A 23,629-nucleotide genomic window follows, 5' to 3' on the forward strand; every position below is an offset into this window, starting at 1 on the left:
TATTTTGTATATTATAGTTAATTAAAATATTGCGCAATAGAGAGGGAAGATATCATGATTAACCACAATAAAATTAAACAATTGTTAGCACATGTAGATCGCGCTGAGGATAATGAAATTGAGTTAGAGTGTGAATTTGAACCGATGACAATCGAATTATTTAATAGTGAAGAAATAGAAGAAGGACAACTTGGTTATAGCTTTGATGAAGAAGGGCAAAGCTTAGTCGGGAATGAAGAGGGAGGTTGGCAAGAAGGATGGATTGTAATTGGGATAGATTCATATCTTGGGGATCCAATCTGTGTAGATAGTAATGATGAGAATTGTCCAGTTTATACGGCTATGCACGGTGAGGGAGATTGGGAGCCGGAATGTATAGCTAAGCGTATAGAAGATGTTATTGAGAAAGTGAAGGGAAATTTGGAATAGTGGTGTAAGGAGAAATATGTTTGAAATAATAAAAAGCTAGGAGGGTGTGTCAAAATGATTTTGGGACATCCTTTTTTGCGAATATACAAGATCTTTAACATAGTGTATTAAATGTCTTATATATAAGTATTTTAATATATTTAATAGTAAAATGGAATATAGAATGGGTAATTGTCGGAATGTATTCGATTTTCGTTCATTTTTATGAAATATAACTATTTTTTGTTAGATTCCTTCTTTTTATAGATATACAATAAAGTTATATAGAAATAAGAGAAGGATGATGTACGTGAAGGACACAGTTTTACAAGAAGCGATTTCTCCGCAAGAGTTACATAAAGTTGTTCAAAAGAATACAGCTTATTATGACTTTAAATGGGGCAAAGTAGAAAATCCAGCGCAAGGAAATACATGGAATTGGGTAGCCTTTTTCTTCCCATATTTTTGGCTAGCTTATCGAAAAATGTATAAGTTGTTTATTATACTTACATTATTGTCGGTACCTAGTATAGTTGTACCTCCTTTTATAGATATTTCAGATGGAATTTATTTATCTTTAAATTTAGTTCTTCATGTAGGGGTTATGATATTTACTGGATGGCAAGGAAACCGTTTGTATTATAAGCACGCTGTTCGTATTTTACATAAGGCAGAAGATATGCCTGATCATGAGAAGGCGTATTACTTACAATCAAAGGGTGGCGCTAGTTTTGTTGGTATGATTGGTTTACAAGTTATAGTAGGGGTAGTATTTGGTGGAGCCACGTTCGGCCTCTCCTTTTTACCAACTGAACCAAATATAAAAAATGTTGTTCGTTCAAGTGATGAAGGATTTACTTTAGAGGTTATGACGGATAATCCAACGTGGAAGCTTGTGAAGAAAGAAAAAGAGTATGATGTAGTAGAATTTACTGGATATGATTATGAAGAGAAGAAAAATATAAAAATTAAATTTGCTGTTTATTTCAGTGAAGACTATTTTGAATGGCAAGAAGTATATGAGAATAATAAGAAGTTAAGTGAAGAAGAGTTAGAAGAGTATCAATTTTATATTGAAGAAAATAGTTGGAGTTTCTAGAGGGAACTCGTTCATTTTGGAAAGAAGAATCTTGTGAAGGTTCTTCTTTTTATATGTTAGGAGGAAAAGGTAGTATGATGGATGTTCATTTTTATGATTGGGCTAAGAAACGTCCTAAAAAACATTATAATCGATTACATGAAATGAGAATTTTTGAATTGATTTTCTCAAAGAGATTAAGTAGGTTGGATCTTGGAGTAGAAACTGTAGAAAAGATAGATATATATTGCCTAGCAAATCCTAATAAAGATATTTCTTATGAACTACACGAGACTCTAGGGGAGATTCGTATATTCGTTCCTTATGATTATATGCAATTTTTAAATCTGGAATTAGTTGAGGAGAAATATAAGCATTTTTGTGAGTTGGTTTACCTCTATGTTGTACCAGCTATTGAAAAATATTCAAAAATATCATTAGAAATGATTAAAGAGTATGTGAATGAAGCGCTTCAAGAAATAGAGAAAGAGAATTATGAGATTGTGTTTTTAGTGGATAAAACGCCTAAGAAGAGCCCGAGCCGAAAGAAAACGGCTATATTAAAAGGAATTCATCGTTCGGAAGGATTTCAGCTAATGTGTGAAGTGTATAACGATAAAGGGCTAAGAGTGGTAAATAAATTACTGGTAGAAGAAGTAGGAAATGAAGTAGTCTACTCTAGATTTTTAGGTAAACTAAAATGGGAAAATGAGTACTTAATAATAGTGAAATCTAAGACAAGCAGTTGGATGGAAGAAGTACATGTCGAATAAACTAATTAACGAAAAATGTGAATATAAAACGCCATACTAATTGAAATTTTATAAAATATAATAAAAAATGAGAATTTGAGGTAGGCTTGTCAATAACGTGAGACTATGGCAGTATAAAGAAATGCTATACAAATTTTATTTATCGAGATGTAAACATCAGAAGTGATTTTTACGTATAAATAATGAACGGAGGAAATAGATTTATGGCTACTTTACCAAATTGTCCAAAATGTAATTCAGAATATACGTATGAGGATGGCGTTCTTTTCGTATGCCCAGAATGTGCACATGAGTGGGGCAAAGAAGCAGAAGCTGAAAGTAATGACGGTACAAAAGTTGTAAAAGATGCGAACGGAAACGTTCTTCAAGATGGCGATGCTGTTACTGTAATTAAAGATTTAAAAGTAAAAGGAACTTCTTCAGTTGTAAAGATTGGTACGAAAGTAAAGAGTATCCGTCTAGTTGAGGGAGATCACGATATTGATTGCAAAATCGACGGTTTCGGAGCGATGAAGTTAAAATCACAATTCGTTAAGAAGGCGTAAGTAATAAAAAAGAGGAGGCGAGTAGCCTCCTCTTTTTTATGGTCATTTTTTGTCGGTAAGTTGATATTCCTTGTCGAATCGTCGATATATTTCAAAAATCGTTGATATATTTTGAGTTACGATAGATATATTCGAAAAATCGTCGATATAATTTCATTTACCATGAACAGTGCATCATTTACCGCGCACTATAGTCAACCTCTTTCAACTGACACCGCTTATTAAAGAACGTTTTATACCCAAGCTGTAAGAAGATAATAACAGAGAAAGCTGTACTTCCAGAAATGCCAAGTATAATCGCAATTTGATATTGAATAGCTGTAAATGGTGATACACCGGATAAAATTTGTCCTGTCATCATGCCGGGAAGACTTATAATCCCCATTCCGACCATAGAATTAATTGTTGGTAAAATAGCAGAATCGAAAGCATCTCGTATAAGCGGAGCGGCTACTTGTTTTGGAGTTGCCCCAAGCATAAGTGCACCTTCAATATGGTCTCTTTGTGATTTCATACTGTTTAAAAAGGTGTTTGCCCCGAGGCAAATACCTGTCATAGCATTACCGATTAGCATACCGGCAATAGGAACGATATACTGCGGAGCATACCAAGGATCGTGCCCGATAATGACAAAGATAAATAGTAGAAGAGGGCCAATTGATCCAGCAATCATGGAAATGGCAGCAACTCTTTTTAATTCTTTTGACATAGGAAGGTTTATTCGTTTATAAATGTTGAAAATCGCAAATGTAGTAATAGAAGTAATGAGAGCTATTGTATAAAACGGATTACTATTTTCAAATATGTATGTAAGAACATATGCGACTAGTACAAGCTGAATCGTCATACGTAATGTAGCAATTGTAATTTGTTTTTCACGCGGTATTCCTTTTAATTTCACAAGCCCGATTAAAATAAGGATGAAAATATATGCAGCTGCAAGTTGCCAAATTTGTAGTTCAATAACGCCCTTCAATTGATAGCACTTCCTTTCTAGTTGCACCGTTTGTTTTACTAATTTCAATAATATCGTCTGCAATTTCTTCCGGAAGTTGCTGTGAGTGTGTAATAAAGATAACTGTTTTTTTCTTTTCACTTGCAAGTATAGTGAATTGTTTCATAACGCGGCGTTCTGTATCACCATCTAGTGCCGAAGTTGGTTCATCTAATAAATAGACGGGCGGATCCATTAGTATAATGCGAGCGAAAGCAAGTCTTTGTTTTTCGCCACCTGATAAAGAAGAGGCGTTATCTTCTAATTTTTTATCTAGGCTAACAGTCGTTAATGCGTTCCGCAAGGCATCGTCATTTGGAAATGGCTTTTCAGAAAATCGAAGTCCCATTAATAAATTATCTTTAATTGTTCCATCAAAAATAGGCGGAGTTTGTCCGAGCATGACAACTTCACGGCGTAATTGAACGGGAGGATAATCTAAAATAGATTTTCCGTTATATTCAATTGTGCCAGATGTTGGCGATTGTAAATCGTTTAGCATACGCAGTAATGTGCTTTTACCACTACCACTTTCACCAATAATACAAGTTATTTTTTCTTTTTGAATCTGTAAATAAGGAATGTGTAGAATATCTTTATATATGATGTCTTTTAATATAAACATAAATTGCTCCTTTCTGATTCTAGTTATATCGTATCAAAAAGAGAGAAAAATAGAAAAAATCTATTTAGAAGGAACATCTCTTTTCTTTGTTTGTAGGATTAGATCGTCTTGAGACGGAAGTATTTAGCTTTGTTAATAAGTTTAGTAAACGATCTAAGTCTTGACTAAGAGAAATGACTTTATCGTGAGCAAATCCATATTTTTCAACGAGGTGAATTAATTCTTTCTTTTTCACTTCTATTCGATTATTTAGTTTTGTTAAGTTCATAAGTGAAATGAAATGCCTCCTATTATGTGTAGTATTTATGGCATAAAAAATAAGACCGAACGCATTCGGTCCTAAATAAAATAACTATTACATATAGCATACACTTTTAATCAATAGTTTTTAATATTAAAATAAAAAAATTTTGTGAATCTATATTGCGAAAGTTATTTTTTAAAAAATGAATAGAAAAAGCCTGCCTACATAGTAGACAGGCTTTAAAGTATTAACCGTTATGATATTTGTACATCCAAAGAAGACCGGATTTTAATAATCTCGGTACACGTCCCATTAATGGTTGGTTTGCTAGTAAACCAAATCCGTGTTTTTTGCCGAGAGAACCGAGAACACCTTTTAATTTAATAACAGGCAGTTCATCAGGAAGTGGTTCATTATTCCAACGTTTCAATAATATTTGGACAATTTGTTCTCCTTGACCTTCAGCAAGTTGAGCAGATGGTGCGTGTGGAAGTGCTGCACAATCTCCTACGACATAAACGTGCTCGTTGTTCGGAATATTGTGATATTTTGTTAAAACAACCCGTCCGCTACCATCTTGTTCAACTGGAAGGTTTCGAACAACTTCATTTGCTTGAATACCAGCTGTCCATACGATTGCATCACATTCAAGTGGTTCATCATGGTTGTATACAATGTTTGGTTCCACTTTTGTAATGTTAGAGTTTCGTATAATGGTAACTTTATGTTTTACAAACCATTCTTCTACGTATCTACTTAATTTCTCTGGATATGGGAATAAAATTCTATCTTTTCTATCAAATAAATAGATTTTTAAATCTGAACGGCTCTCACGAAGTTCACTTGCCACTTCAACGCCGCTTAAACCAGCCCCAACGACAGCTACTGTTGCATTTGGTTCTAAGCTATTTAATTGTTCATATGTCTTACGTGTTTGTTCAATTGACTGTAGGCTATGTGTATATTCCTTCGCCCCAGGAACGTTATGATATTTATCTTCACAGCCAAGTCCGATAATTAAATCATCATATTGAATCGTTTCACCGCCATCGAGATGAACGGCTTTCGTTTCGAGGTCAATATTTGTTACTGAGCCGTATTGAATATTGAGACGTGGGTGCTCAGGAAACGGTATACGAATATGCGTTTCTGAAATTGTACCCGCAACTAATGCATAATATTCAGTTTTAAAGCAATGATATGGTACTTTGTCGATTAATGTCACTTGTACATCATCTGGAAGTTGGTTGCTTGGAAGTAGCCGCTGCAGAATTCTCATTCCACCGTAGCCACCACCTAGTAGTACGAGGTGTTTCATGATGGATTACCCCTTTTCTGTTGAAATATCCCCTAATCATACAACTTTATATTAATAAAATATTTTGACTTTACACAATCAAATTATATCGAATTTGTGAACAAATAACAATGCATGAATGAATACTCTGTTGTACAATAAGAAGAAAAGTAAAGTAAACTGTTTTTATTTTTTAGTTACTATTTACTATTTCATTATGAGTAGTATGTTATATAAAGAAGACTATCTATTGGAAGTGAAATAGTGAAGTAACTAAATAGTTTAGAATATATAACGAAAACAACAAGAAACAGCTTAGTTTTCTTCTTATAAATAAAGTGAAATGGTAACAAGTAGAGAGGGTTACTTATCTGTTTCGCAAATTAGGTATGCACATACCAGCTAAAGTAAATGGTAATTTGTTTAGAGATACAGGGGGGAGAGTTTTGATTAAACCATTAATCGAATTTTGTGTAGGTAACCTTGCAAGCGGTTCGCAAGCAGCTTTAGAAAAATTAGAAAAAGATCCTAATTTAGACGTAATGGAATATGGTTGTTTAGGATATTGTGGCATCTGTTTTGAAGGTCCATTTGCACTTGTAAATGGTGAAGTTGTACAAGGTGCAACAGTAGAAGAACTTGTAAATAATATATATGATTATATGGATGAAAATCCAATGTTTTAAAGCGTTGCAAACAGGCAACGTTTTTCTTTTTTCATTTATTAGGAGTGTTTATTTCGAAAAAAAAAGGCCCTTTTAGAAGGGCTTTTTTCTTACGCGATTTGTGTAAGAACGGCTTATTGCCAAAATACTGTCAAATATGAGAAAGGGGGACATTCATATTGTGTTCTAAAAGCATGCATTTTATACTTGAAATAATAAATTATTTTTGGAGTGAATAAAAATGAGCCAATTTTCTTTTACAAAAATGCATGGTCTTGGAAATAGTTATATATATGTAAATATGTTTGAGGAACAAATTAGAGAAGAAGATTTAGCTCTTGTAGCCGAAAAGGTTTCAAATATTAATACTGGTATTGGTGCAGATGGAATGATTTTAATTTGTCCTTCTGACGTGGCACCAGTAAAAATGCGCATGTTTAATAACGATGGTTCAGAGGGAAAGAGCTGTGGAAATGGTTTACGCTGCGTAGCGAAATATGCGTATGAGCATAAACTAGTAGAAGGTAAAGTTTTCACAATTGAAACGTTAGCTGGTATTGTTACGGCAGAAGTAACGGTAGAAGATGACAAAGTTACATTAGCGAAAATTGACATGGGGGCACCTCGTTTAACACGTGAAGAGATACCGATGCTTGGTGAAGGAGAAACGCCATTTATTCGTGAAAACTTCTTATACAATAATCACCGTTATGCATTTACAGCTGTTTCAATGGGGAATCCGCATGCAGTTATTTTTGTTGATGATGTAGAAAAAGCGCCTCTTATAACGTTAGGACCGGTTCTTGAGACACATGAAATGTTCCCAGAGCGAGTGAATGTTGAATTCATCGAGATTTTGAATGATGAAGAGATGAATTTCCGCGTTTGGGAACGTGGATCTGGTGTAACACAAGCTTGCGGGACAGGAGCATGCGCAGCTGTCGTTGCGGCAATTTTAAATGGAAAAATGGAACACGATAAAGAAATTACAGTTCACTTAGCAGGCGGCGACTTAATGATCGCATGGACAGAAGAAGGAAATGTATTAATGAAAGGACCTGCGGAAATAATTTGCCGCGGAGTGTATGAGTACAAGATAGAAGCGTAAAGATGTATAATAGAATGAGAACAGAAAGGATGGTGTATTTCATGATTGAAGTAACAGAACAAGCAGCTTTTCAAATTAAAGATATGTTAAAAGATGCTGAAGATGGAGAGAAATACGTGCGCCTTGCTGTACATGGCGGCGGATGTAGTGGTCTTTCTTACGGCTTAGGATTTGAAGTAGAACCAAAGGAAGACGACACAGTTCTTGAGTTTTTCGGTGTTGAATTTGTTATCGATAAAGAAAGTGCTCCGATTGTAAAGGGAGTGAAAGTTGACTATAAACAATCTATGCTTGGCGGCGGATTCACAATCGACAATCCAAATGCGATTGCATCATGTGGATGTGGATCATCTTTCCGTACAGCGTCGAATGCTGGTAAGCCGGAAGATTGCTAAGTTTTTTCATTCCGTTATGCTAAATGGAAATTGAATGGGTAGGTTGCATATAAAGACCTTCTTAGCGATGAAATCAAATCGTTAGAAGGTCTTTTCTTTTGCCTTTAAAAAGAAAAAGAGCAGGACAAAGATAGTGAATATATGCAAGAAGAAGGTTAAAGAGGATGCATGAAGGGGAAGGACATATCAAATTGTATAGAACTGACTAGTTCCATAGTAATTAAAATACGCTAATTACTAGAAATTAAAAACTGCCGGAGGAATTACAATGAAGTCATTTAAGAAAGTACTATTATTAGGGATGACGTTGGTTACGGCTTCAATATTTGTAGCTTGTTCTAACGATACAGACGTGTTAACAAAAGCGGGAGCAAAGCAACAAGTGAAATCGGAAGCGGAAGTATTAAAAGAACAGAAGAAAACGCCTATGACTACGAGCAAACGTGACAGCATTAAATATGAGGACGCTACATCGTCACAGAAGCGTTATATTTCTCGTGAAGAAGCCGAAAAGATTGAGGAAGGCATGACATATACGGATATTCTTAACGAGATTGACTACGGTGGTGAGAACATAAAACATTATAATAACAAGGAAAAACGCGTATTTTATACTGAAAAGGATACGGATGGTACATATGAAATTATGGTTGAATTAAATACGTATGGCTATGTTGTGAATATTGAACGTACTGCTATAAGGGATGCGGATAAAGAGAATCAGGTATCTACGAAACGCAGTGAAGAGCCTGTAAAGGAATATGAAGAAAAAAACGACCGCGTACCGTGGTATAAAGATGTAAATAACGATTCGGCGGAAGTAGACTATAATCACTATTTGAAAATCAAAAAAGGTATGCCCGCAAATCAGGTGAAAGCTGCGATTGGACAGCCACGTATGATTGAGAAATATAAATCGTATTCAGTATACGGCTATACCGGGTATGGCGGCGAAGGAACATTACGCGTAATCTTCGAACCAAATGGAACTGTTACGCAGGTAGTAGAAGATGGATTACAGCGATAGTAAATTAATTACGGGAGGGGACACAAAATCGACGATATTTTTGAATTCGTAGGGAGATATGTGATTAAACCTATAATTAGATTTGTAAGTTACCTTGTAATAGATATCATAATAGAGTGCGTAATAGAGGGTGTAATAAGCGGTATAAGGAAATTACGTGATAAGATTCGGGGCAAGTGGAAAAACTGGCGTGGAAGACGTTATTGGCGTTAATAGATTGTCATGACTAGGCTAGATGAGTACCAATAGCGTTTTCAATGAAAAAACACTGATTAAAGTTTTAATTTATTATCTTACAAAAATGTAATGTTCATGTCATGTTTTTGAATTTCTTCTTTCAAGCTTAGGCTTTAAGATAACAATATAAGAAAAACACATGAGGTGAAGGAAATGAAAAGATATATTGCACTTTTTAGTATTTTAGTTGTATTTGCAAGCCTTTTAGTTGGCTGTGATTTAAACCGTATGGGGAAAGATGAGTATTACGTTCAAATTACAGTTGATGGAAAAGAGTACAATGGTAAATCTAATGATGGTGCGCCATATAAAGATTACCAATATAAACTAACTGGTTTTGATAAAGAAGGTAAAGAGAAAGAATTAGAATTCACAGCTCAAAAAAATCTTCGTAAAGAAGCTTTCTTGCGTGTATTCCACTCAGATAAAAAAGGTGTAACTGCTTGGGAAGAAGTGAAAAAGGACGAGATTCCTGCGAAAGTGAAAGAAAAATTAGGTGTGAAATAAGACAGATGGAAAAGGAATTGACGAACAGGGTCAATTCCTTTTTTCGTTCTCAAAATCTTCTTCTGAAATGACTTTAAATCCATGTCTTTTAAATAAAGCCGTTGTTACCCCGTAACCAGTTTGCTTATTGCCGTTAAATTCCCCTGTGTAAATAGTGGAACTACCACAAGAGGGACTGCGTTCTTTTAAAATTATATATTCTGGGTTTAAATCTTTTATTTGTTCTAATGCTTTATAAGCACCACGCACGAAAGCCTCCGTGACATCTTGGCCTTCTTTCGTCATCACTTTTGCTTTTCCATCTAAAACGTCATCACCATTACCGCCGATAATTTCAGCCGAAGGACGAGGTGTCGGTAAACCGCCCAATACTTCGGGACAAACGAGGATGGTGTCTTCCCTTTGTAATAACTCTTCTATTTTTGAAACGAGATTATCGTTGCCGTCATACCGACAAGCAATGCCGCCTAAACAAGCGCTAATTACAATCATATTTTCATCTCCAATAAAAAATATTAAATATCACGCCAATTTCTCTTCCTGCCCTTTACCTATAGATGAGGTGATAAAAATGGGAAGCTTATATAACTTAATGAAACCATATAGTGAATTTCGAAGTAAAGAGGAGTTTAATGCATATCAAAAACAAGTTTTTAAATGTTATCAGTTTCAACTAAATAAGACTGATTCTTTAGTTATTCATTTTTTAGGAAAATATGCGGTTAATGAGAAGAACGAAACAGTTGGTGTTGCTTGTCCGTTAATGGAGACAATTGCGACGAATATTGGAAAGAGTATTCGGACGGTACGTCGCTCGATTGCGAAGATAGAGGAGCTTGGAATTATAAAGCGTGTTGCGACAAAAGAAAGATATAAGCGCGGCGGATATAGTGCAAACTTATATGTATTTCTTAAATCTGCGATTGACCGCATGGATGACCGTATGAAGATGTCCGCATGTGAAAGTGGTGATTGTGCAGATGGCTGTAGTAGAAATGAGCAAAAAAATGAGGGGGAAACAATTCTTTCTAAAAACATTCCACCAATAAAAGAGAAAAGAAAAGTAACGTACGAGCTTGATGAAACGTATTGTCGTCAAGATATACCGAAGCCTTTTATATATGCGCTGGTGCCGATGACGAGTAATCCGAAGAAGATTAATATATTTTGGAGTAAGGTTGAACTTGCTTATAAAAAGAGCGGATTACTAGAACAAGGTGCTTTATTAGAGGGAATATTAGCTGATGAAGAAGTACGTAGCAATTTAATTTGGAGGGTGAAAAGTGTTGTGAGAGCGTATAAGTACGGAGAAATTCGTAAAGATGTTGGAGCACTGTTGTATAGTACGATGCGAGATTTATTTTTAGAAATTGGATTAGAGTGGGGAGCGGCATTAAGGAGAAGTAAGGGAATACCGTTATTCGATCCATTTAAAAAAGAGTCATGCGTATAATACATGACTCTAAGTAGCTAATCGAACTTTCTTACAACTGGAACACGAATTGCTACAAATAGTACAAAGACGATAACAGCGATTGCACCGCTTTTCATAACCGTTACAATTGGAATGCCAATCCCAAGTGCAAGCGATGTAAATGCGTAAGAGAGCGGAATGAATCCCATCGATGAAAGCATGAGTAAGCTCATAACGCGTCCCATCATCTCTTCTTTTACTGTTGATTGAATCATTGCCATAAGTGGAACGATAGCCATCGCAATTGTAATCCCGTAAAACATTCCAGCTAATAACGCTTGCCAAAGTACGGTGCTAAAGTTGATGGCTAGGAAGAATATACCAGACAGTAGCATCATGATAATACAAAATAGACCACGTCTGCGGTTAATGTTTTTTAATCCGACAATGACAGCTCCTATCGCCATCCCGCCGCCAACAGACGCTTCTAAGTAACTAAACTGAAGTGAATCACCGTGCAGGACGTTTTTGACGAAGAGCGGGAAGCCCACTTGCATTGGGCCGATTAAAAATAAGTTTAAAAAGGCGCTACATATGAGGAAAGTTGAAAGAAATGGTGATTCTTTTACATATAAAATCCCCTCTTTAATAGAAGTAAACATGCCTTTATCTGTTTCATTTTTTTCGGGTACTGTAAATTGTATTTTTTGAACGAGTATTGCGGCGATAATGAGTAGCAGGATTGTAATTGAAAAAATCGTTTCATAGTTCGTAAATTTAATGAGAATACCGCCAAGTACAGGGCCCAAGATGACCGATCCTTGGTTTGTCATTTGAGTAAGTGAGTTTGCTTGTGTTAAACGGCTTTTTTCTACAAGTTCAGGCAGAATAGATCCATCTGCTGACCAGAAGAAAGCGTCAGCGAGTCCGAAGAACAAAGCGAACAAAGCAAATGTATATAGTGTTACATCACCGACGATGAACCAGGTGAGAATAGTTGCGACAAGAATAGCGCGAATAATATTAGAGTAAAACATAATATTTTTTTTCGGGAATTTATCAGCTAATGCTCCGCCGATAATCATAAAGATGAGCCTTGGAACACTAAGAGCCACGAAAACAATACCAAGTGAAGCCTCAAGGTTTAATGTTTTTGCTATGTACCATGTTTGTGAAAAAGTAAAAAAGGCTAAAGCAAAACTTGAAAAGAGAGTAGCTGCCCAAAGAAAAAGGAAGTTCGTATTTTTTAATAACGGTTTTCCGCTTCCTTCTAAAGCAGATTTATTTTGTTGTAGTTCCTCCATAGTGCTTCCTTTCTATGTACCGATTTTAGACTAAAAAACCTATTAACAATTGTTCTATACAGTTTCTAATATTTCTATACTGCACTTTCTCATTGTAGACAATAATAATGAATTTGCACAGTGGCTATTTCACGACAAAAAAAGATGCCAAAGGGCATCTTTTCTTAAGCTAAAGCAATATAAATATCCACTTGTACGTTATTTGGATCTACTGCACTTTCGTCATAAAGCTCAAAATCTGCTGTAAAAGCACGTTTGTTTTCTTTCGACCATTGCCAAATATATTCCCAAGTTTCACAAACGACTTCAGACACAGGACCTTTTCTCGTTGTAAATACCGCATACGTTGCGGCAGGTATTGTTAAAGGTGTCATATTTTCAGGAACGTCTTCTAATGAAGAAACAGGCATGCCGATAGTAAATTGATATGTACCAGTTTCATCCGATTCGTAGTTTGAGTAGAAAGCGAATGTTTCTTTTGTTTGTTGATTTGGAATTTGATGCATGATTTGTTCTTGGAAGTAGCGATTCCAAAGCATTGGAATCCTTCCTTTAGTCGATGCTTCATTTTCATTTGTAGTTGTAATAGAAACACCGATTGATTGGAAAGCTCCTTTTTTTACGATAATAGGTTCTTTCATTAATAAAACCTCCCTTTATTAAACAAAACGTACGTTCTGTTTTTATTGTAACATATTTTGGAAGGAAGTAGTGTTTTTTATCAAATTGGAATGTATTTTAGTTAGGAAAAGAAGAGAGTATGAAAAGAACTCCTTTCATGTAAAAGGAGTTCTTTTCATTTCTATTATTAAAACATACTTGAGCTATGCATTGGTTGAAGTTTTGCGTTTGGATCGAAGTAAGCTTTTGCATTGTTTACTGCTGTCGGTGCTTCACCAAAGCCACAAGCAATGAGTTTTACTTTTCCTTCATATGTACAAATGTCACCCGCAGCGTAAATGCCAGGAATATTTGTTTCCATTTTTGAGTTCACGAGGATGCTGTTCTTTTGAATATCTAAGCCCCAATTTTTAATTGGACCAAGCGAAGAAACGAAGCCGTAGTTTACGATTACATCATCAACATCGATGATAACTTTTTCTTCTGTTTTGACGTGCTGAAGAACGACTTGTTCAATCGTATCATCACCGATAAGTTCAACTGGAACGTAAGGTGTGCTTACTTCTACACGGGAATTAATTAAGCTTTCTACGCTATGTTCATGTGCACGGAATTTATCGCGGCGATGAGCAATTGTAACTTTGTCCGCAATCGGTTCTAACATCATTGTCCAATCTACTGCTGAGTCACCACCGCCGAATACAACGACGCGTTTTTCAGCAAATTTATTCATATCATCAACGAAATAATGTAAGTTTTTCTTTTCGTATTTTGCTGTGCCTTCTAATTCTAAGCGGCGTGGTTGGAAAGCACCATTACCAGCAGTAATAATGACAGATTTAGAGTAGTGAGTTTGTTTATTTGTAACAAGTTTAAATATACCGTCAGCTTGTTTTTCAAGCGTATCAACAGCTTCTTCTAGGCAAACAGTTGGATCGAATTTTTTCATTTGCTCTTTTAAGTTATCAACTAACTCTTGTGCGCGTACTTTCGGGAATCCAGCTACATCATAAATATATTTTTCGGGATATAATGCGGATAATTGCCCTCCAAGTTGAGGTAAGCTTTCAATAATTTTTACACTTGCTTGTCTCATTCCGCCATAAAATGCGGTGAATAGTCCTGTTGGGCCACCACCAATAATCGTTATGTCGTAAACTTTTTGATTTTCTGTCATTTTCATTCCCCCTATAGATGATGGAATTTTAATATTGATTTCATATATTGTTCATATGTACATGAAAATCCTGCAAATGATGACACTTTCAAATAAATGATAGCATATTTCAGTTAATAATACTTCTGAAAACGACTGAATAATAAGTAAGTTTGCGCATAGATGTTTTAGAATCGTATAAAATATAGCGAAAGGAAAATACATGAAAAAAAGGTTGAAAAACCCTTGAAAACGCTATGTTATTTTAAAATATCGATAATTCTCTAGGTGCTTGAATTATGGAATGAAACCGACTAATATAGGGAAGTATTATGTTAAATTTCTATGACAAATTTCGTACGATTTTTTGACTGCGTTTTGTTATGATATAGAATGTGATAAATTCCACATTCTTGACAAATAGAGTTTTTAGTACTTGGTATTATTTTTTATTACTATTATATAAAGAAAAGGGTTGTGATTTAGTGAAGACTCCAAAAATCGTAGTTTTAGGTGCAGGTTATGGCGGGATGATTACGACTGTTCGTCTGCAAAAAACATTATCTGTAAGTGAAGCTGAAATTACGTTAGTAAACAACAATAGCTATCACTACCAAGCAACTTGGTTACATGAGAGTGCAGCTGGTACATTACAAGATGATAAAATCTGTCTAGATATTCAAGACGTTATCGATACAAATAAAGTGAACTTTGTACAAGATACAGTAGTAGAGATTAAAGCTGCTGAAAAACGTATTATCTTAAAAAATGGTGAGTTAGAGTACGATTACTTAGTAATCGGTCTTGGTTTCGAATCAGAAACATTCGGAATTAAAGGATTAAAAGAGCATGCATTCTCAATCACTAACATTAATGCAACTCGTCAAATTCGTGAGCATATGGAAGAAAAGTTCGCTCAATATGCGACTGAAAAACGTGATGAGTTAGTAACAATCGTTGTTGGTGGCGCTGGATTTACTGGTATCGAGTACGTAGGTGAGCTTGCAAACCGTATTCCTGAACTTTGCAAAGAGTACGATGTTCCACGTGAAAAAGCACGTATCATCTGTGTAGAAGCTGCTCCAACAGCACTTCCTGGTTTCGATCCAGCATTAGTAGAGTACGCTGTAAAACAACTTGAGAAAAAAGGTGTAGAATTCCGCATCGGTACAGCAATTAAGGAAGCAACTGAAGAAGGTATTATCGTTGCAAACGGTGATGATGCTGAACTTCTTAAATCTGAAACTGTAGTTTGGGCTGCAGGTGTTCGTGGTAACGGTATTGTGGAAGAGTCTGGATTTGAAGCAATGCGCGGACGTATTAAAGTGGATGAGTACATGCACGCTCCGGGTCATGAAGATGTATTCATGGTTGGTGACGCAGCGTTAATCATCAATGAGGAGATTAACCGTCCATACCCACCAACAGCACAGATTGCAATTCAAGAAGGTTATAACATTGCACACAATTTAACTGTGTTAGTTCGCGGCAAAGGTGAAATGAAAAAGTTCGCATTTGATAATAAAGGATCTGTATGTTCATTAGGTCATGACGATGCAATGGGCGTTGTTATGGGTAAAAAGTTAACAGGTTGGAAAGCTTCATTCATGAAGAAAGTAATCGACAATCGTTACTTATTCTTACTAGGCGGACCTTTATTAGTTCTTAAAAAAGGTAAATTGAAGTTCTTTTAATATATAGTAGAAAAAGCAGAAACGGCTATGAGCTGTTTCTGCTTTTTTCGTATTGAAAATATAGTATAATATATAAAAAGAAAGAATATTCTGTCCGTTTGATGGAGGAGGTTATATTATGGGGAAGCGAGGGAAAGTGTGGTTAGCTGTCAGTGGCTTAGTAGCTACAGAAGATGGGAGATGGCTATTCGTTAAGAAAAAATACGGTGGATTGAAAGGGCAATGGTCTTTACCTGCTGGTTTTGTTAATGAAGGCGAGACTGTTGATGAAGCTGTGAAACGTGAAATTTTGGAAGAGACAGGCATTGTTGCTCATGTAAAGGGGATTATTGGTATTCGCTCAGGTGTTATTCATAATGAAATTAGTGATAATATGATTATTTTTCTTCTAGAGCCAGAGGGAGAAGACATTATCGTACAGGAGAAAGAATTGTCGGAAGTAGCTTTTTTACATCCAGAAAATATTGCAGATGATCAAAATACTTCTGTGCTCATCAAATATTTATTAGAAGGAAGAGCAGAGTCGCATTTTGAAATGGACAAAACATTAAATCCAGGAGAGCAATTTGGTTATACGGCTTATCATGTGTTTACGGCGTATGCGAAGGAGAGGGAGAAGAAGTGAGTATACCGGTACTACTTATTTCAATGATGTTGTTCTTTATTTTATTTTTTGGAATTGGATTTTTACTCAACATGATTTTGCGAGCTACGTGGGTAATGGTTATTGTGTATCCGATTATTTGTATGCTTATTATTAATAAAGCGAGTGTATGGGACTATTTTTCAAAGCCAAAAGAAACATTTTCTTCATTTGGGACGAGTGTATCGCATTTAGGACACGCAGATGTGTTTATTCTATCTACTGGATTAGTAGGTGCTGCTTTAGCAGGAATCATAATTAAGAAACTTCGGAAAAGTGGCTATCAAATGTTTTAATCTCCAATCAATTTGGAGATTATTTTTTTGCATATTCCTTCATCGTATAGGGAATGATTAACGATGAAGGAGTGTGGAATATAAAAATGTTAAAACGATATTGTATTCGCATTATGATGACTTGTTTACTTGCATTCGCATTATGCGTAACATGGCAGGCTTTCACAGGAGTTTCTTTATTAGAGATTATAAAATCATATGAAGGAACAAGTGTAAAAGAAGTACATGCAGCAGAAATTGAGAAAAAAGTTGCTCCGAGTAAAGAAGTGATAAATGCTTTAGAACAGGCAAATGACTGGTCTAAATATCGTGTTATAGAAATGACTGCAACTGGTTATACATCAGGTATAGAGTCAACTGGAAAGAGGCCGGGGCATCCAGAGTATGGCATTACATATTCAGGTGTTAAAGCAAAAAGGGATTTATATTCCACAATCGCTGCTGACTTGCGCGTATTCCCGCTTGGGACAATTCTATTCGTGCCAGGTTACGGATATGGTGTTGTAGCTGATAAGGGCGGTGCTATAAAAGGAAATCGTCTCGATTTATATTATGATACGGTGAAAGATGTTTATAGCCAATGGGGTAAGAAAAAAATAAATGTGTATATAGTGAAAATAGGAAATGGTAAGTTTTCGGAAGAAGAGTTAACGATGTTAAATCAAGACGAAACGATGCAAGTGTTTCGTGGACAATATTTAAAACAAAGATAGTCTAGTGGCAATAACGCTAGACTTTTTTCTTGTCTTATTTCACCATAGGAGATAGCATCTTTATATAAAATAACAGAATTTAGAATTGTCGCATTTTATCGAAAATAAAGTTATAATGGACGTAGAGAAATTTAGGGGGTCTGAACATGTTTCAAGTACAAAAAGAATTAGCAAGTCATGAAGCGGTAATTGTTGCCTTATTTGAAGAAGATAAAACGAGTAGCTTTGTACAAGAACTGGATAAAGCGTTTGAAGGACAGTTACAAGTTTTATTAGAAGAAAAAGAACTTTCAACTAAGAAGAAAGCCATTTCAAAAGTACATAGCTTAGGAAAAACAAATGTTAAACGTTATTATTTTGTTGGTTTAGGTAAGAAAGAGTCATATACAACAGAAACGTTACGTGCAGCTCTTAGTAAAGCTTTTAAATCGTTACAATCAGCAAAAGTAAAAGACGCAGCAATCTTACTTGATTCTTTCGTAACAGAGAAATTAGATGCGATTGATATAGCTCATATTGCAACGGAAGTATATTGCCTTGGTACATACGGATTACAAACATATAAAACGGATGAAAAAGAAAGAGTAGAGTTAGAAAAACTGATTGCTATTACAGCAGAAGATGCACAAGAAATTGAAGCAGCATTAACGGTAGGATACGTACATGGACGTGCAACGAATTCAGCTCGTACGCTTGTAAATATGCCGCCAAACGTATTAACAGCGACAAAGCTTGCTGAGTATGCAGTTGAATTAGCGGAAAAATACGATATGGATTATAAGGTTCTTGAGAAAGAAGAGATGGAAGAGCTTGGTATGGGTGCATTACTTGCAGTAAACCAAGGATCTACTGAACCGCCAAAAATGATCGCTCTTATTTATAAAGGAAAAGAAGAGTGGAAAGATGTAATTGGATTTGTTGGAAAAGGGATTACATATGATACTGGCGGTTATTCTTTAAAACCACGTGAAGGCATGGTTGGTATGAAAGGTGATATGGGCGGCGCTGCAGCTGTTCTTGGCGCGATGGAGATCATCGGTGAACTTCGCCCTGAGCAAAATGTAATTGCTGTTATTCCATCAACTGACAACGTTGTAAGTGGTACAGCATTTAAGCCAGATGATGTTATTACATCTATGAGCGGAAAAACAATTGAAGTATTAAATACAGATGCAGAAGGTCGCCTAGCGTTAGCTGACGGTATTACGTATGCGAAGAAACTTGGTGCAAATTACTTAGTTGATGTTGCAACATTAACAGGCGGTGTAATTGTTGCACTTGGAAATCATACAACAGGCGCAATGACAAATAATGAAGAATTGTTTGAACAAGTGTTAGAGGCTTCGATGGAAACGGATGAGCCAATTTGGCAATTGCCGATTTTTGAACGTGATAAAGAGCGTGTCAAAAACAGTAAATTTGCTGATTTAAATAACTCACCAGGCCGTGAAGGACATGCGGTTATGGCTGGGACATTCCTTGGTGAATTTGCAGAAGAAACACCATGGGTACACTTAGACATCGCTGGAACATCTGAAACAACAGGTGCACATGATTTAGGACCATCTGGAGCAACAGGTGCAATGGTGCGTACACTTGCAACACTTGTTGAGCGTTTCGGAGAAGAATAAAGAATGCAAAAAAACTGTCTGGAAAGGTCATTACATACTGAACCTTTCCGGAACAGCTTTTTTTATTTTATAGGTATCCTATAAAGAAATCGTATATAACGTCCCATTTAAAGCGAATGAAGTACGCCCTGTTTCCTCAGAGACAACTAATATAAGTGAATCGTTTTTCTCTGATAAGCCAATCGCAGCCCTGTGACGTGTTCCTAGCTCAGGATTGATTTCTGTACTTTTTGTTAATGGAAGAATATTAGCTGCTGAGACAATATGATTATTTTTAATGAGAACGGCTCCGTCATGAAGAGGGTTCCCTGGATAAAAAATTGATTCAAGTAGTGGAGCGGTTAAGTGTGCGTTTAATGTCGTTCCAGTTTGAATGAAAGAATCAAGAGCGTCACTTCGTTCCACGATAATAAGAGCACCGTGTTTTCGAGCGCTTAAATGTTGGACAGCTGTAGTGATGAAATGTGAACTTTCCGTATAAGGTGATAAATATGCTTGAATATAATATGTAGCTGCTAACGTCTGTACATTTGTTAACATATGATGAATATCTTCCATTTTACATAAAATACATTCATCTTCTTTATCGATTGCATGCTTCATGTTTGATAATTCTTTTTCAGCAATTTCAATCATCTGCTTTGTTTTTATTTTGAGCTCTTCTGACAAGCCCCATTCTTGCATAATCTTCATTCCCTTTGGTGGAGTATTTAACCATAGTGTATACAAATATTTATAGTAAAATTCTGCTAGATTTTAAAAAATATTGAGATGCAGGTTGTTTTTTTCATATAATGAAGGTACGACAGGCGAGAGGAGATGGAAGTATGAATTGGAAACAAGAATTTAGTCGCTGGCTTTCATATGCAGAATTAGACACAGAATTAAAAGAACAGCTAGAAAACATGAAGCAAGATGAGAAGAAAATCGAGGATAGCTTTTATAAAAATCTAGAGTTCGGCACAGGTGGTATGCGTGGTGAACTTGGTGCTGGTACGAACCGTTTAAATGTATATACAGTTCGTAAAGCAACAAAAGGATTGGCTAGGTTTATTGAAAAATTAGGTGAAGAAGCGAAAAAACGCGGTGTTGTTGTCGCGTATGATTCTCGTCATAAATCACCTGAATTCGCAATGGAAGTAGCTGCTACACTTGGTGCGCAAGGTATTACAACATATGTATTTGAAAGCTTACGTCCAACACCAGTGCTTTCTTTCGCAGTTCGTCATTTACATACAGTAAGTGGAATCGTTCTTACGGCAAGCCATAATCCGCCCGAATATAACGGTTATAAAGTATATGGTGAAGATGGTGGGCAGTTGCCTCCAAAAGAAGCTGATGAGTTAATTAGCTACGTAAATGCAGTAGAAAATGAATTAACAGTTGAAGTTGCTGATGTTGAGCAATTAAAAGCTGACGGTTTATTACATATAATTGGACAAGAAGTAGATGATGCATATGCGGCAGAATTGAACAATGTCATTATTAATAAAGAGATGGTGAAAGAAATAGGAAAAGATTTAAAAATCGTCTTTACGCCATTACATGGAACGTCAAATATTTCGGTACGCCGTGGTTTAGAAGAAGTTGGATTTACAGATGTAACAGTTGTAAAAGAGCAAGAGTTACCAGATCCAAACTTCTCTACCGTAAAATCACCAAATCCAGAAGAGCATGCAGCGTTTGAATATGCAATTCGCGACGGTGAAAAAGTAGGCGCTGATGTGTTAATCGCAACAGATCCTGATGCAGACCGTCTAGGTGTAGCAGTTCGCAATCATGATGGTGAGTTCCAAGTGTTAACTGGTAACCAAACAGGTGCGTTAATGCTTGATTACTTATTATCACAAAAGAAGGAAAACGGAACGCTTCCAGAAAACGGTGTTGTTTTAAAAACAATCGTAACGTCTGAAATTGGCCGTACAATCGCAAAAGCATACGGTTTAGATACAGTTGATACGTTAACTGGATTTAAATTTATCGGTGAAAAAATTAGACAGTATGAAGAAAGTGGACAATATGAATTCCAATTTGGTTATGAGGAAAGCTATGGTTATTTAATCCGTCCATTCTGCCGTGATAAAGATGCGGTGCAATCAGTCCTATTTGCATGTGAAGTAGCTGCGTACTACAAATCACAAGGTAAAACGCTATATGATGGTCTGTTAGAAGTATTTAAGAAGTATGGGTTCTTCCGTGAGGATCTTGTATCGTTAACGTTAAAAGGAAAAGATGGTGCCGAACAGATTCAAAAGATGATGGCAACATTCCGCGGGAATCCTCCGAAAGAAGTAGCTGGTTTAACAGTCGTTGCAGTTGAGGATTATAAGGAAAGCATCATTACAACGTTACAAGATGGAAATAAGGAAGAGATTCACTTACCGAAATCAAATGTGTTAAAATATCAATTAGAAGATGGTTCTTGGTTCTGCTTACGTCCATCTGGAACAGAGCCGAAAATTAAATTCTATTTTGGTGTACAAGATGATTCGTTACAAAATAGTGAACAAAAGTTACTTACTATTAAAGAAGATATTATGAATCGTTTATAATAGAATAGAGTGCTACTGATAGGAAAAGGGGAGAACGGAGAACGGCCTCCTCTTTTCTTGTAGTTTTGTTTGATGTAGAGGATTATTACGAGCGAGTGTTATAAATTTGCACTTTACTAAGAGAATTAGAATGAAAAGCGAGGGTATTTGTCATGAAAAAAGTGAGAAAAGCAATTATCCCGGCAGCGGGATTAGGAACACGCTTTTTACCAGCAACGAAAGCAATGCCAAAAGAAATGCTTCCAATTGTAGATAAACCAACAATTCAATACATCGTAGAAGAAGCAGTAAAATCAGGCATCGAAGATATTATTATCGTTACTGGTAAAGGAAAGCGCTCTATCGAAGATCATTTTGATAACGCATTTGAATTAGAGCAAAACTTATTAGAGAAGAAAAAGTATGAGTTACTTGAAAAAGTACAAGCTTCTTCTAAAATGGTAGATATCCATTACATTCGTCAAAAAGAACCAAAAGGATTAGGACATGCTGTTTGGTGCGCGCGTAAATTCATTGGTGATGAGCCGTTTGCAGTATTATTAGGCGATGATATCGTTCAAGCTGAAAAACCATGTTTACGTCAATTAATGGACGAGTATGACAAAACACTTTCTTCTGTTATTGGTGTACAAACTGTTCCTGAAGCCGAAACACATCGCTATGGAATTATTGATCCGTTAGAGCAAGAGGGACGTCGTTATCAAGTTCGTAATTTCGTTGAAAAACCAACGCAAGGTACTGCGCCTTCAAACTTAGCGATTATGGGACGTTACATTTTAACTCCTGAAATCTTTATGTTCTTGGAACAGCAACAAGTTGGAGCGGGTGGCGAAATTCAGTTAACGGATGCAATTCAAAGCTTAAATGAAATTCAACGTGTATTTGCTTACGACTTCGAAGGAAAACGCTACGACGTAGGTGAAAAGTTAGGATTCGTTCAAACAACAATTGAAATGGCATTGCAATACCCAGAATTACGTGATGATATGTTAGTAATGATGAAGAAAATTTTAGACGAGCAAATGAAGCAAGAGTCTTAATATAATAAACAAGGAGCTGTTCCTATAGGAGCAGCTCCTTGTTTATTATGAAATTGTCGAATGAGAATGCTGATAAGCCGAACGACGTACAGCATAGTATATGCGAGGTGCGATAATAGCGCCGATAATTGTAAACGCAATATCTTTTACTGCAAACCACATCATAATCATCCAGGCAGCTTTATAACTCATATTACCACCCATGAAAATATTGACTGCCCCGTACATATAAGTAGTACCGATAATATAAGTTAAAATGATTCCGACGAAAGAAGCAATTGCAAAGGTGCTGAATGTTGGTCGTTCTTTTTGTTCTACTAGTTTTCCTGATACGTAAGCAACGATAATAAATGCGATAATAAAACCACCAGTAGGATCTAAAAGTGCCCCGAATCCAGCTTTGAAGTTAGCGAAGATTGGCGCACCCGCTACTCCAACAAGCATGTAAACAGTCATTGATAATGCCCCAAGTCTACTCCCAAGAAGAAGACCTGCTAAAATTGCGAAAAATGGTTGCATAGATAATGGAACGCCCGCTATTTGTAGGAATGGTGCCCACGATACAATATTTGCACCAATAGCCATAAGAGCGACGAACATGGCAGCTAATGCTAAATCTAAAACATGAAGCTTCTTCATAATGTTAACCTCCGGTTGTAGTT

28 protein-coding genes are annotated in these 23,629 nt (G+C 36.1%); 18 read left to right on the forward strand and 10 right to left on the reverse strand.

The features are described from left to right. The first annotated feature begins 54 nt into the window (after positions 1-54). The 4 genes from ACE38F_RS04160 (at position 55) to phnA (ending at position 2,804) form a co-directional block, all read left to right on the forward strand. Positions 55-429, forward strand: coding sequence for an SMI1/KNR4 family protein (locus ACE38F_RS04160; RefSeq protein ID WP_375370141.1), 375 nt, complete (start codon positions 55-57; stop codon positions 427-429). Between the two features lie 283 nt (positions 430-712). Then, a complete protein-coding gene (locus tag ACE38F_RS04165; RefSeq protein WP_375370140.1) occupies positions 713-1,507 on the forward strand; it encodes a DUF2628 domain-containing protein in 795 nt (264 codons plus the stop codon). A 74-nt stretch (positions 1,508-1,581) separates the two neighbouring features. Beyond that, positions 1,582-2,259 (forward strand): hypothetical protein, encoded by a 678-nt coding sequence (locus ACE38F_RS04170; RefSeq protein WP_375370139.1) that lies wholly within the window; start codon positions 1,582-1,584, stop codon positions 2,257-2,259. 203 nt (positions 2,260-2,462) lie between these two features. Then, complete coding sequence (gene phnA / locus ACE38F_RS04175; protein WP_212935071.1) at positions 2,463-2,804, forward strand: alkylphosphonate utilization operon protein PhnA; 342 nt, start codon at positions 2,463-2,465, stop codon at positions 2,802-2,804. Between the two features lie 178 nt (positions 2,805-2,982). On the opposite strand, the gene ACE38F_RS04180 is transcribed toward phnA, so the two are convergent. The 4 genes from ACE38F_RS04180 to ACE38F_RS04195 form a co-directional block, all read right to left on the reverse strand. Next, positions 2,983-3,780: an ABC transporter permease gene (locus ACE38F_RS04180; RefSeq protein ID WP_375370138.1), complete on the reverse strand. Its 798-nt coding sequence runs from the start codon at positions 3,778-3,780 to the stop codon at positions 2,983-2,985. Then, entirely contained in the window at positions 3,764-4,423 is a 660-nt protein-coding gene (locus ACE38F_RS04185) for an ABC transporter ATP-binding protein (protein ID WP_375370137.1), read from the reverse strand. Before ACE38F_RS04185 ends, ACE38F_RS04180 begins: the two co-directional genes overlap by 17 nt. Positions 4,424-4,487: 64 nt before the next feature. Then, complete coding sequence (locus tag ACE38F_RS04190; RefSeq protein ID WP_215554608.1) at positions 4,488-4,691, reverse strand: aspartyl-phosphate phosphatase Spo0E family protein; 204 nt, start codon at positions 4,689-4,691, stop codon at positions 4,488-4,490. A gap of 223 nt (positions 4,692-4,914) precedes the next feature. Next, the gene (locus ACE38F_RS04195; RefSeq protein ID WP_215554607.1) at positions 4,915-5,985 is read right to left on the reverse strand and encodes an NAD(P)/FAD-dependent oxidoreductase; all 1,071 of its coding nucleotides are present in this window, start codon (positions 5,983-5,985) and stop codon (positions 4,915-4,917) included. A 425-nt stretch (positions 5,986-6,410) separates the two neighbouring features. Between ACE38F_RS04195 and ACE38F_RS04200 the strand changes: the two genes are divergently transcribed. From ACE38F_RS04200 to ACE38F_RS04225, 6 genes are all read left to right on the forward strand, one after another. Then, a complete protein-coding gene (locus ACE38F_RS04200; RefSeq protein ID WP_199673997.1) occupies positions 6,411-6,650 on the forward strand; it encodes a YuzB family protein in 240 nt (79 codons plus the stop codon). A gap of 220 nt (positions 6,651-6,870) precedes the next feature. Continuing rightward, complete coding sequence (gene dapF, locus ACE38F_RS04205; protein WP_375370136.1) at positions 6,871-7,737, forward strand: diaminopimelate epimerase; 867 nt, start codon at positions 6,871-6,873, stop codon at positions 7,735-7,737. A gap of 41 nt (positions 7,738-7,778) precedes the next feature. Continuing rightward, positions 7,779-8,132, forward strand: coding sequence for a HesB/IscA family protein (locus ACE38F_RS04210; RefSeq protein ID WP_002034566.1), 354 nt, complete (start codon positions 7,779-7,781; stop codon positions 8,130-8,132). A 268-nt stretch (positions 8,133-8,400) separates the two neighbouring features. Then, a complete protein-coding gene (locus ACE38F_RS04215) occupies positions 8,401-9,159 on the forward strand; it encodes a hypothetical protein (RefSeq protein ID WP_375370135.1) in 759 nt (252 codons plus the stop codon). A 27-nt stretch (positions 9,160-9,186) separates the two neighbouring features. Next, positions 9,187-9,372, forward strand: coding sequence for a hypothetical protein (locus ACE38F_RS04220; RefSeq protein WP_375370248.1), 186 nt, complete (start codon positions 9,187-9,189; stop codon positions 9,370-9,372). 177 nt (positions 9,373-9,549) lie between these two features. Then, positions 9,550-9,903, forward strand: coding sequence for a YxeA family protein (locus ACE38F_RS04225; protein ID WP_375370134.1), 354 nt, complete (start codon positions 9,550-9,552; stop codon positions 9,901-9,903). Positions 9,904-9,933: 30 nt separating this feature from the next. Here ACE38F_RS04225 and ACE38F_RS04230 read toward each other — a convergent pair whose 3' ends face one another. Further along, entirely contained in the window at positions 9,934-10,395 is a 462-nt protein-coding gene (locus tag ACE38F_RS04230; RefSeq protein WP_002139334.1) for a 2-thiouracil desulfurase family protein, read from the reverse strand. 79 nt (positions 10,396-10,474) lie between these two features. Here ACE38F_RS04230 and ACE38F_RS04235 point away from each other — a divergent pair, with 79 nt between their 5' ends. Beyond that, a complete protein-coding gene (locus ACE38F_RS04235; protein ID WP_375370133.1) occupies positions 10,475-11,356 on the forward strand; it encodes a helix-turn-helix domain-containing protein in 882 nt (293 codons plus the stop codon). Positions 11,357-11,373: 17 nt separating this feature from the next. On the opposite strand, the gene ACE38F_RS04240 is transcribed toward ACE38F_RS04235, so the two are convergent. From ACE38F_RS04240 to ACE38F_RS04250, 3 genes are all read right to left on the reverse strand, one after another. Next, positions 11,374-12,621 carry an MFS transporter gene (locus ACE38F_RS04240; RefSeq protein ID WP_201032012.1) on the reverse strand — a complete coding sequence of 416 codons (1,248 nt, stop codon included), beginning with the start codon at positions 12,619-12,621 and terminating at the stop codon, positions 11,374-11,376. A gap of 164 nt (positions 12,622-12,785) precedes the next feature. Continuing rightward, positions 12,786-13,262: a GyrI-like domain-containing protein gene (locus ACE38F_RS04245; protein WP_375370132.1), complete on the reverse strand. Its 477-nt coding sequence runs from the start codon at positions 13,260-13,262 to the stop codon at positions 12,786-12,788. A 167-nt stretch (positions 13,263-13,429) separates the two neighbouring features. Next, positions 13,430-14,419, reverse strand: coding sequence for an NAD(P)/FAD-dependent oxidoreductase (locus ACE38F_RS04250; protein ID WP_375370131.1), 990 nt, complete (start codon positions 14,417-14,419; stop codon positions 13,430-13,432). Positions 14,420-14,883: 464 nt separating this feature from the next. On the opposite strand from ACE38F_RS04250, the gene ACE38F_RS04255 reads away from it, so the two are divergent. From ACE38F_RS04255 to ACE38F_RS04275, 5 genes are all read left to right on the forward strand, one after another. Further along, positions 14,884-16,092, forward strand: coding sequence for an NAD(P)/FAD-dependent oxidoreductase (locus ACE38F_RS04255; protein ID WP_002112603.1), 1,209 nt, complete (start codon positions 14,884-14,886; stop codon positions 16,090-16,092). A 118-nt stretch (positions 16,093-16,210) separates the two neighbouring features. Then, positions 16,211-16,717: an NUDIX hydrolase gene (locus tag ACE38F_RS04260; protein WP_002160031.1), complete on the forward strand. Its 507-nt coding sequence runs from the start codon at positions 16,211-16,213 to the stop codon at positions 16,715-16,717. Then, a complete protein-coding gene (locus ACE38F_RS04265; protein WP_002089308.1) occupies positions 16,714-17,031 on the forward strand; it encodes a YuiB family protein in 318 nt (105 codons plus the stop codon). Before ACE38F_RS04260 ends, ACE38F_RS04265 begins: the two co-directional genes overlap by 4 nt. 86 nt (positions 17,032-17,117) lie before the next feature. Next, positions 17,118-17,744 (forward strand): 3D domain-containing protein, encoded by a 627-nt coding sequence (locus ACE38F_RS04270; protein WP_131232275.1) that lies wholly within the window; start codon positions 17,118-17,120, stop codon positions 17,742-17,744. A 146-nt stretch (positions 17,745-17,890) separates the two neighbouring features. Continuing rightward, positions 17,891-19,375: a leucyl aminopeptidase gene (locus ACE38F_RS04275; protein ID WP_341308009.1), complete on the forward strand. Its 1,485-nt coding sequence runs from the start codon at positions 17,891-17,893 to the stop codon at positions 19,373-19,375. 78 nt (positions 19,376-19,453) lie between these two features. Here ACE38F_RS04275 and cdaS read toward each other — a convergent pair whose 3' ends face one another. Continuing rightward, on the reverse strand, positions 19,454-20,059 hold the full coding sequence (gene cdaS, locus ACE38F_RS04280) for a sporulation-specific diadenylate cyclase CdaS (RefSeq protein WP_078173468.1): 606 nt from the start codon (positions 20,057-20,059) through the stop codon (positions 19,454-19,456). 143 nt (positions 20,060-20,202) lie between these two features. Between cdaS and ACE38F_RS04285 the strand changes: the two genes are divergently transcribed. Further along, entirely contained in the window at positions 20,203-21,927 is a 1,725-nt protein-coding gene (locus ACE38F_RS04285; protein WP_375370130.1) for a phospho-sugar mutase, read from the forward strand. A 152-nt stretch (positions 21,928-22,079) separates the two neighbouring features. Further along, positions 22,080-22,967, forward strand: coding sequence for a UTP--glucose-1-phosphate uridylyltransferase GalU (gene galU, locus ACE38F_RS04290; protein WP_215554596.1), 888 nt, complete (start codon positions 22,080-22,082; stop codon positions 22,965-22,967). 45 nt (positions 22,968-23,012) lie between these two features. Here the strand turns inward: galU and ACE38F_RS04295 are convergent, their stop codons facing one another. After that, positions 23,013-23,606 (reverse strand): biotin transporter BioY, encoded by a 594-nt coding sequence (locus ACE38F_RS04295; protein ID WP_002160036.1) that lies wholly within the window; start codon positions 23,604-23,606, stop codon positions 23,013-23,015. Between the last annotated feature and the right edge of the window lie 23 nt (positions 23,607-23,629).

This window comes from Bacillus altaicus (assembly GCF_042136375.2).
GTDB lineage: Bacteria > Bacillota > Bacilli > Bacillales > Bacillaceae_G > Bacillus_A > Bacillus_A cereus_U.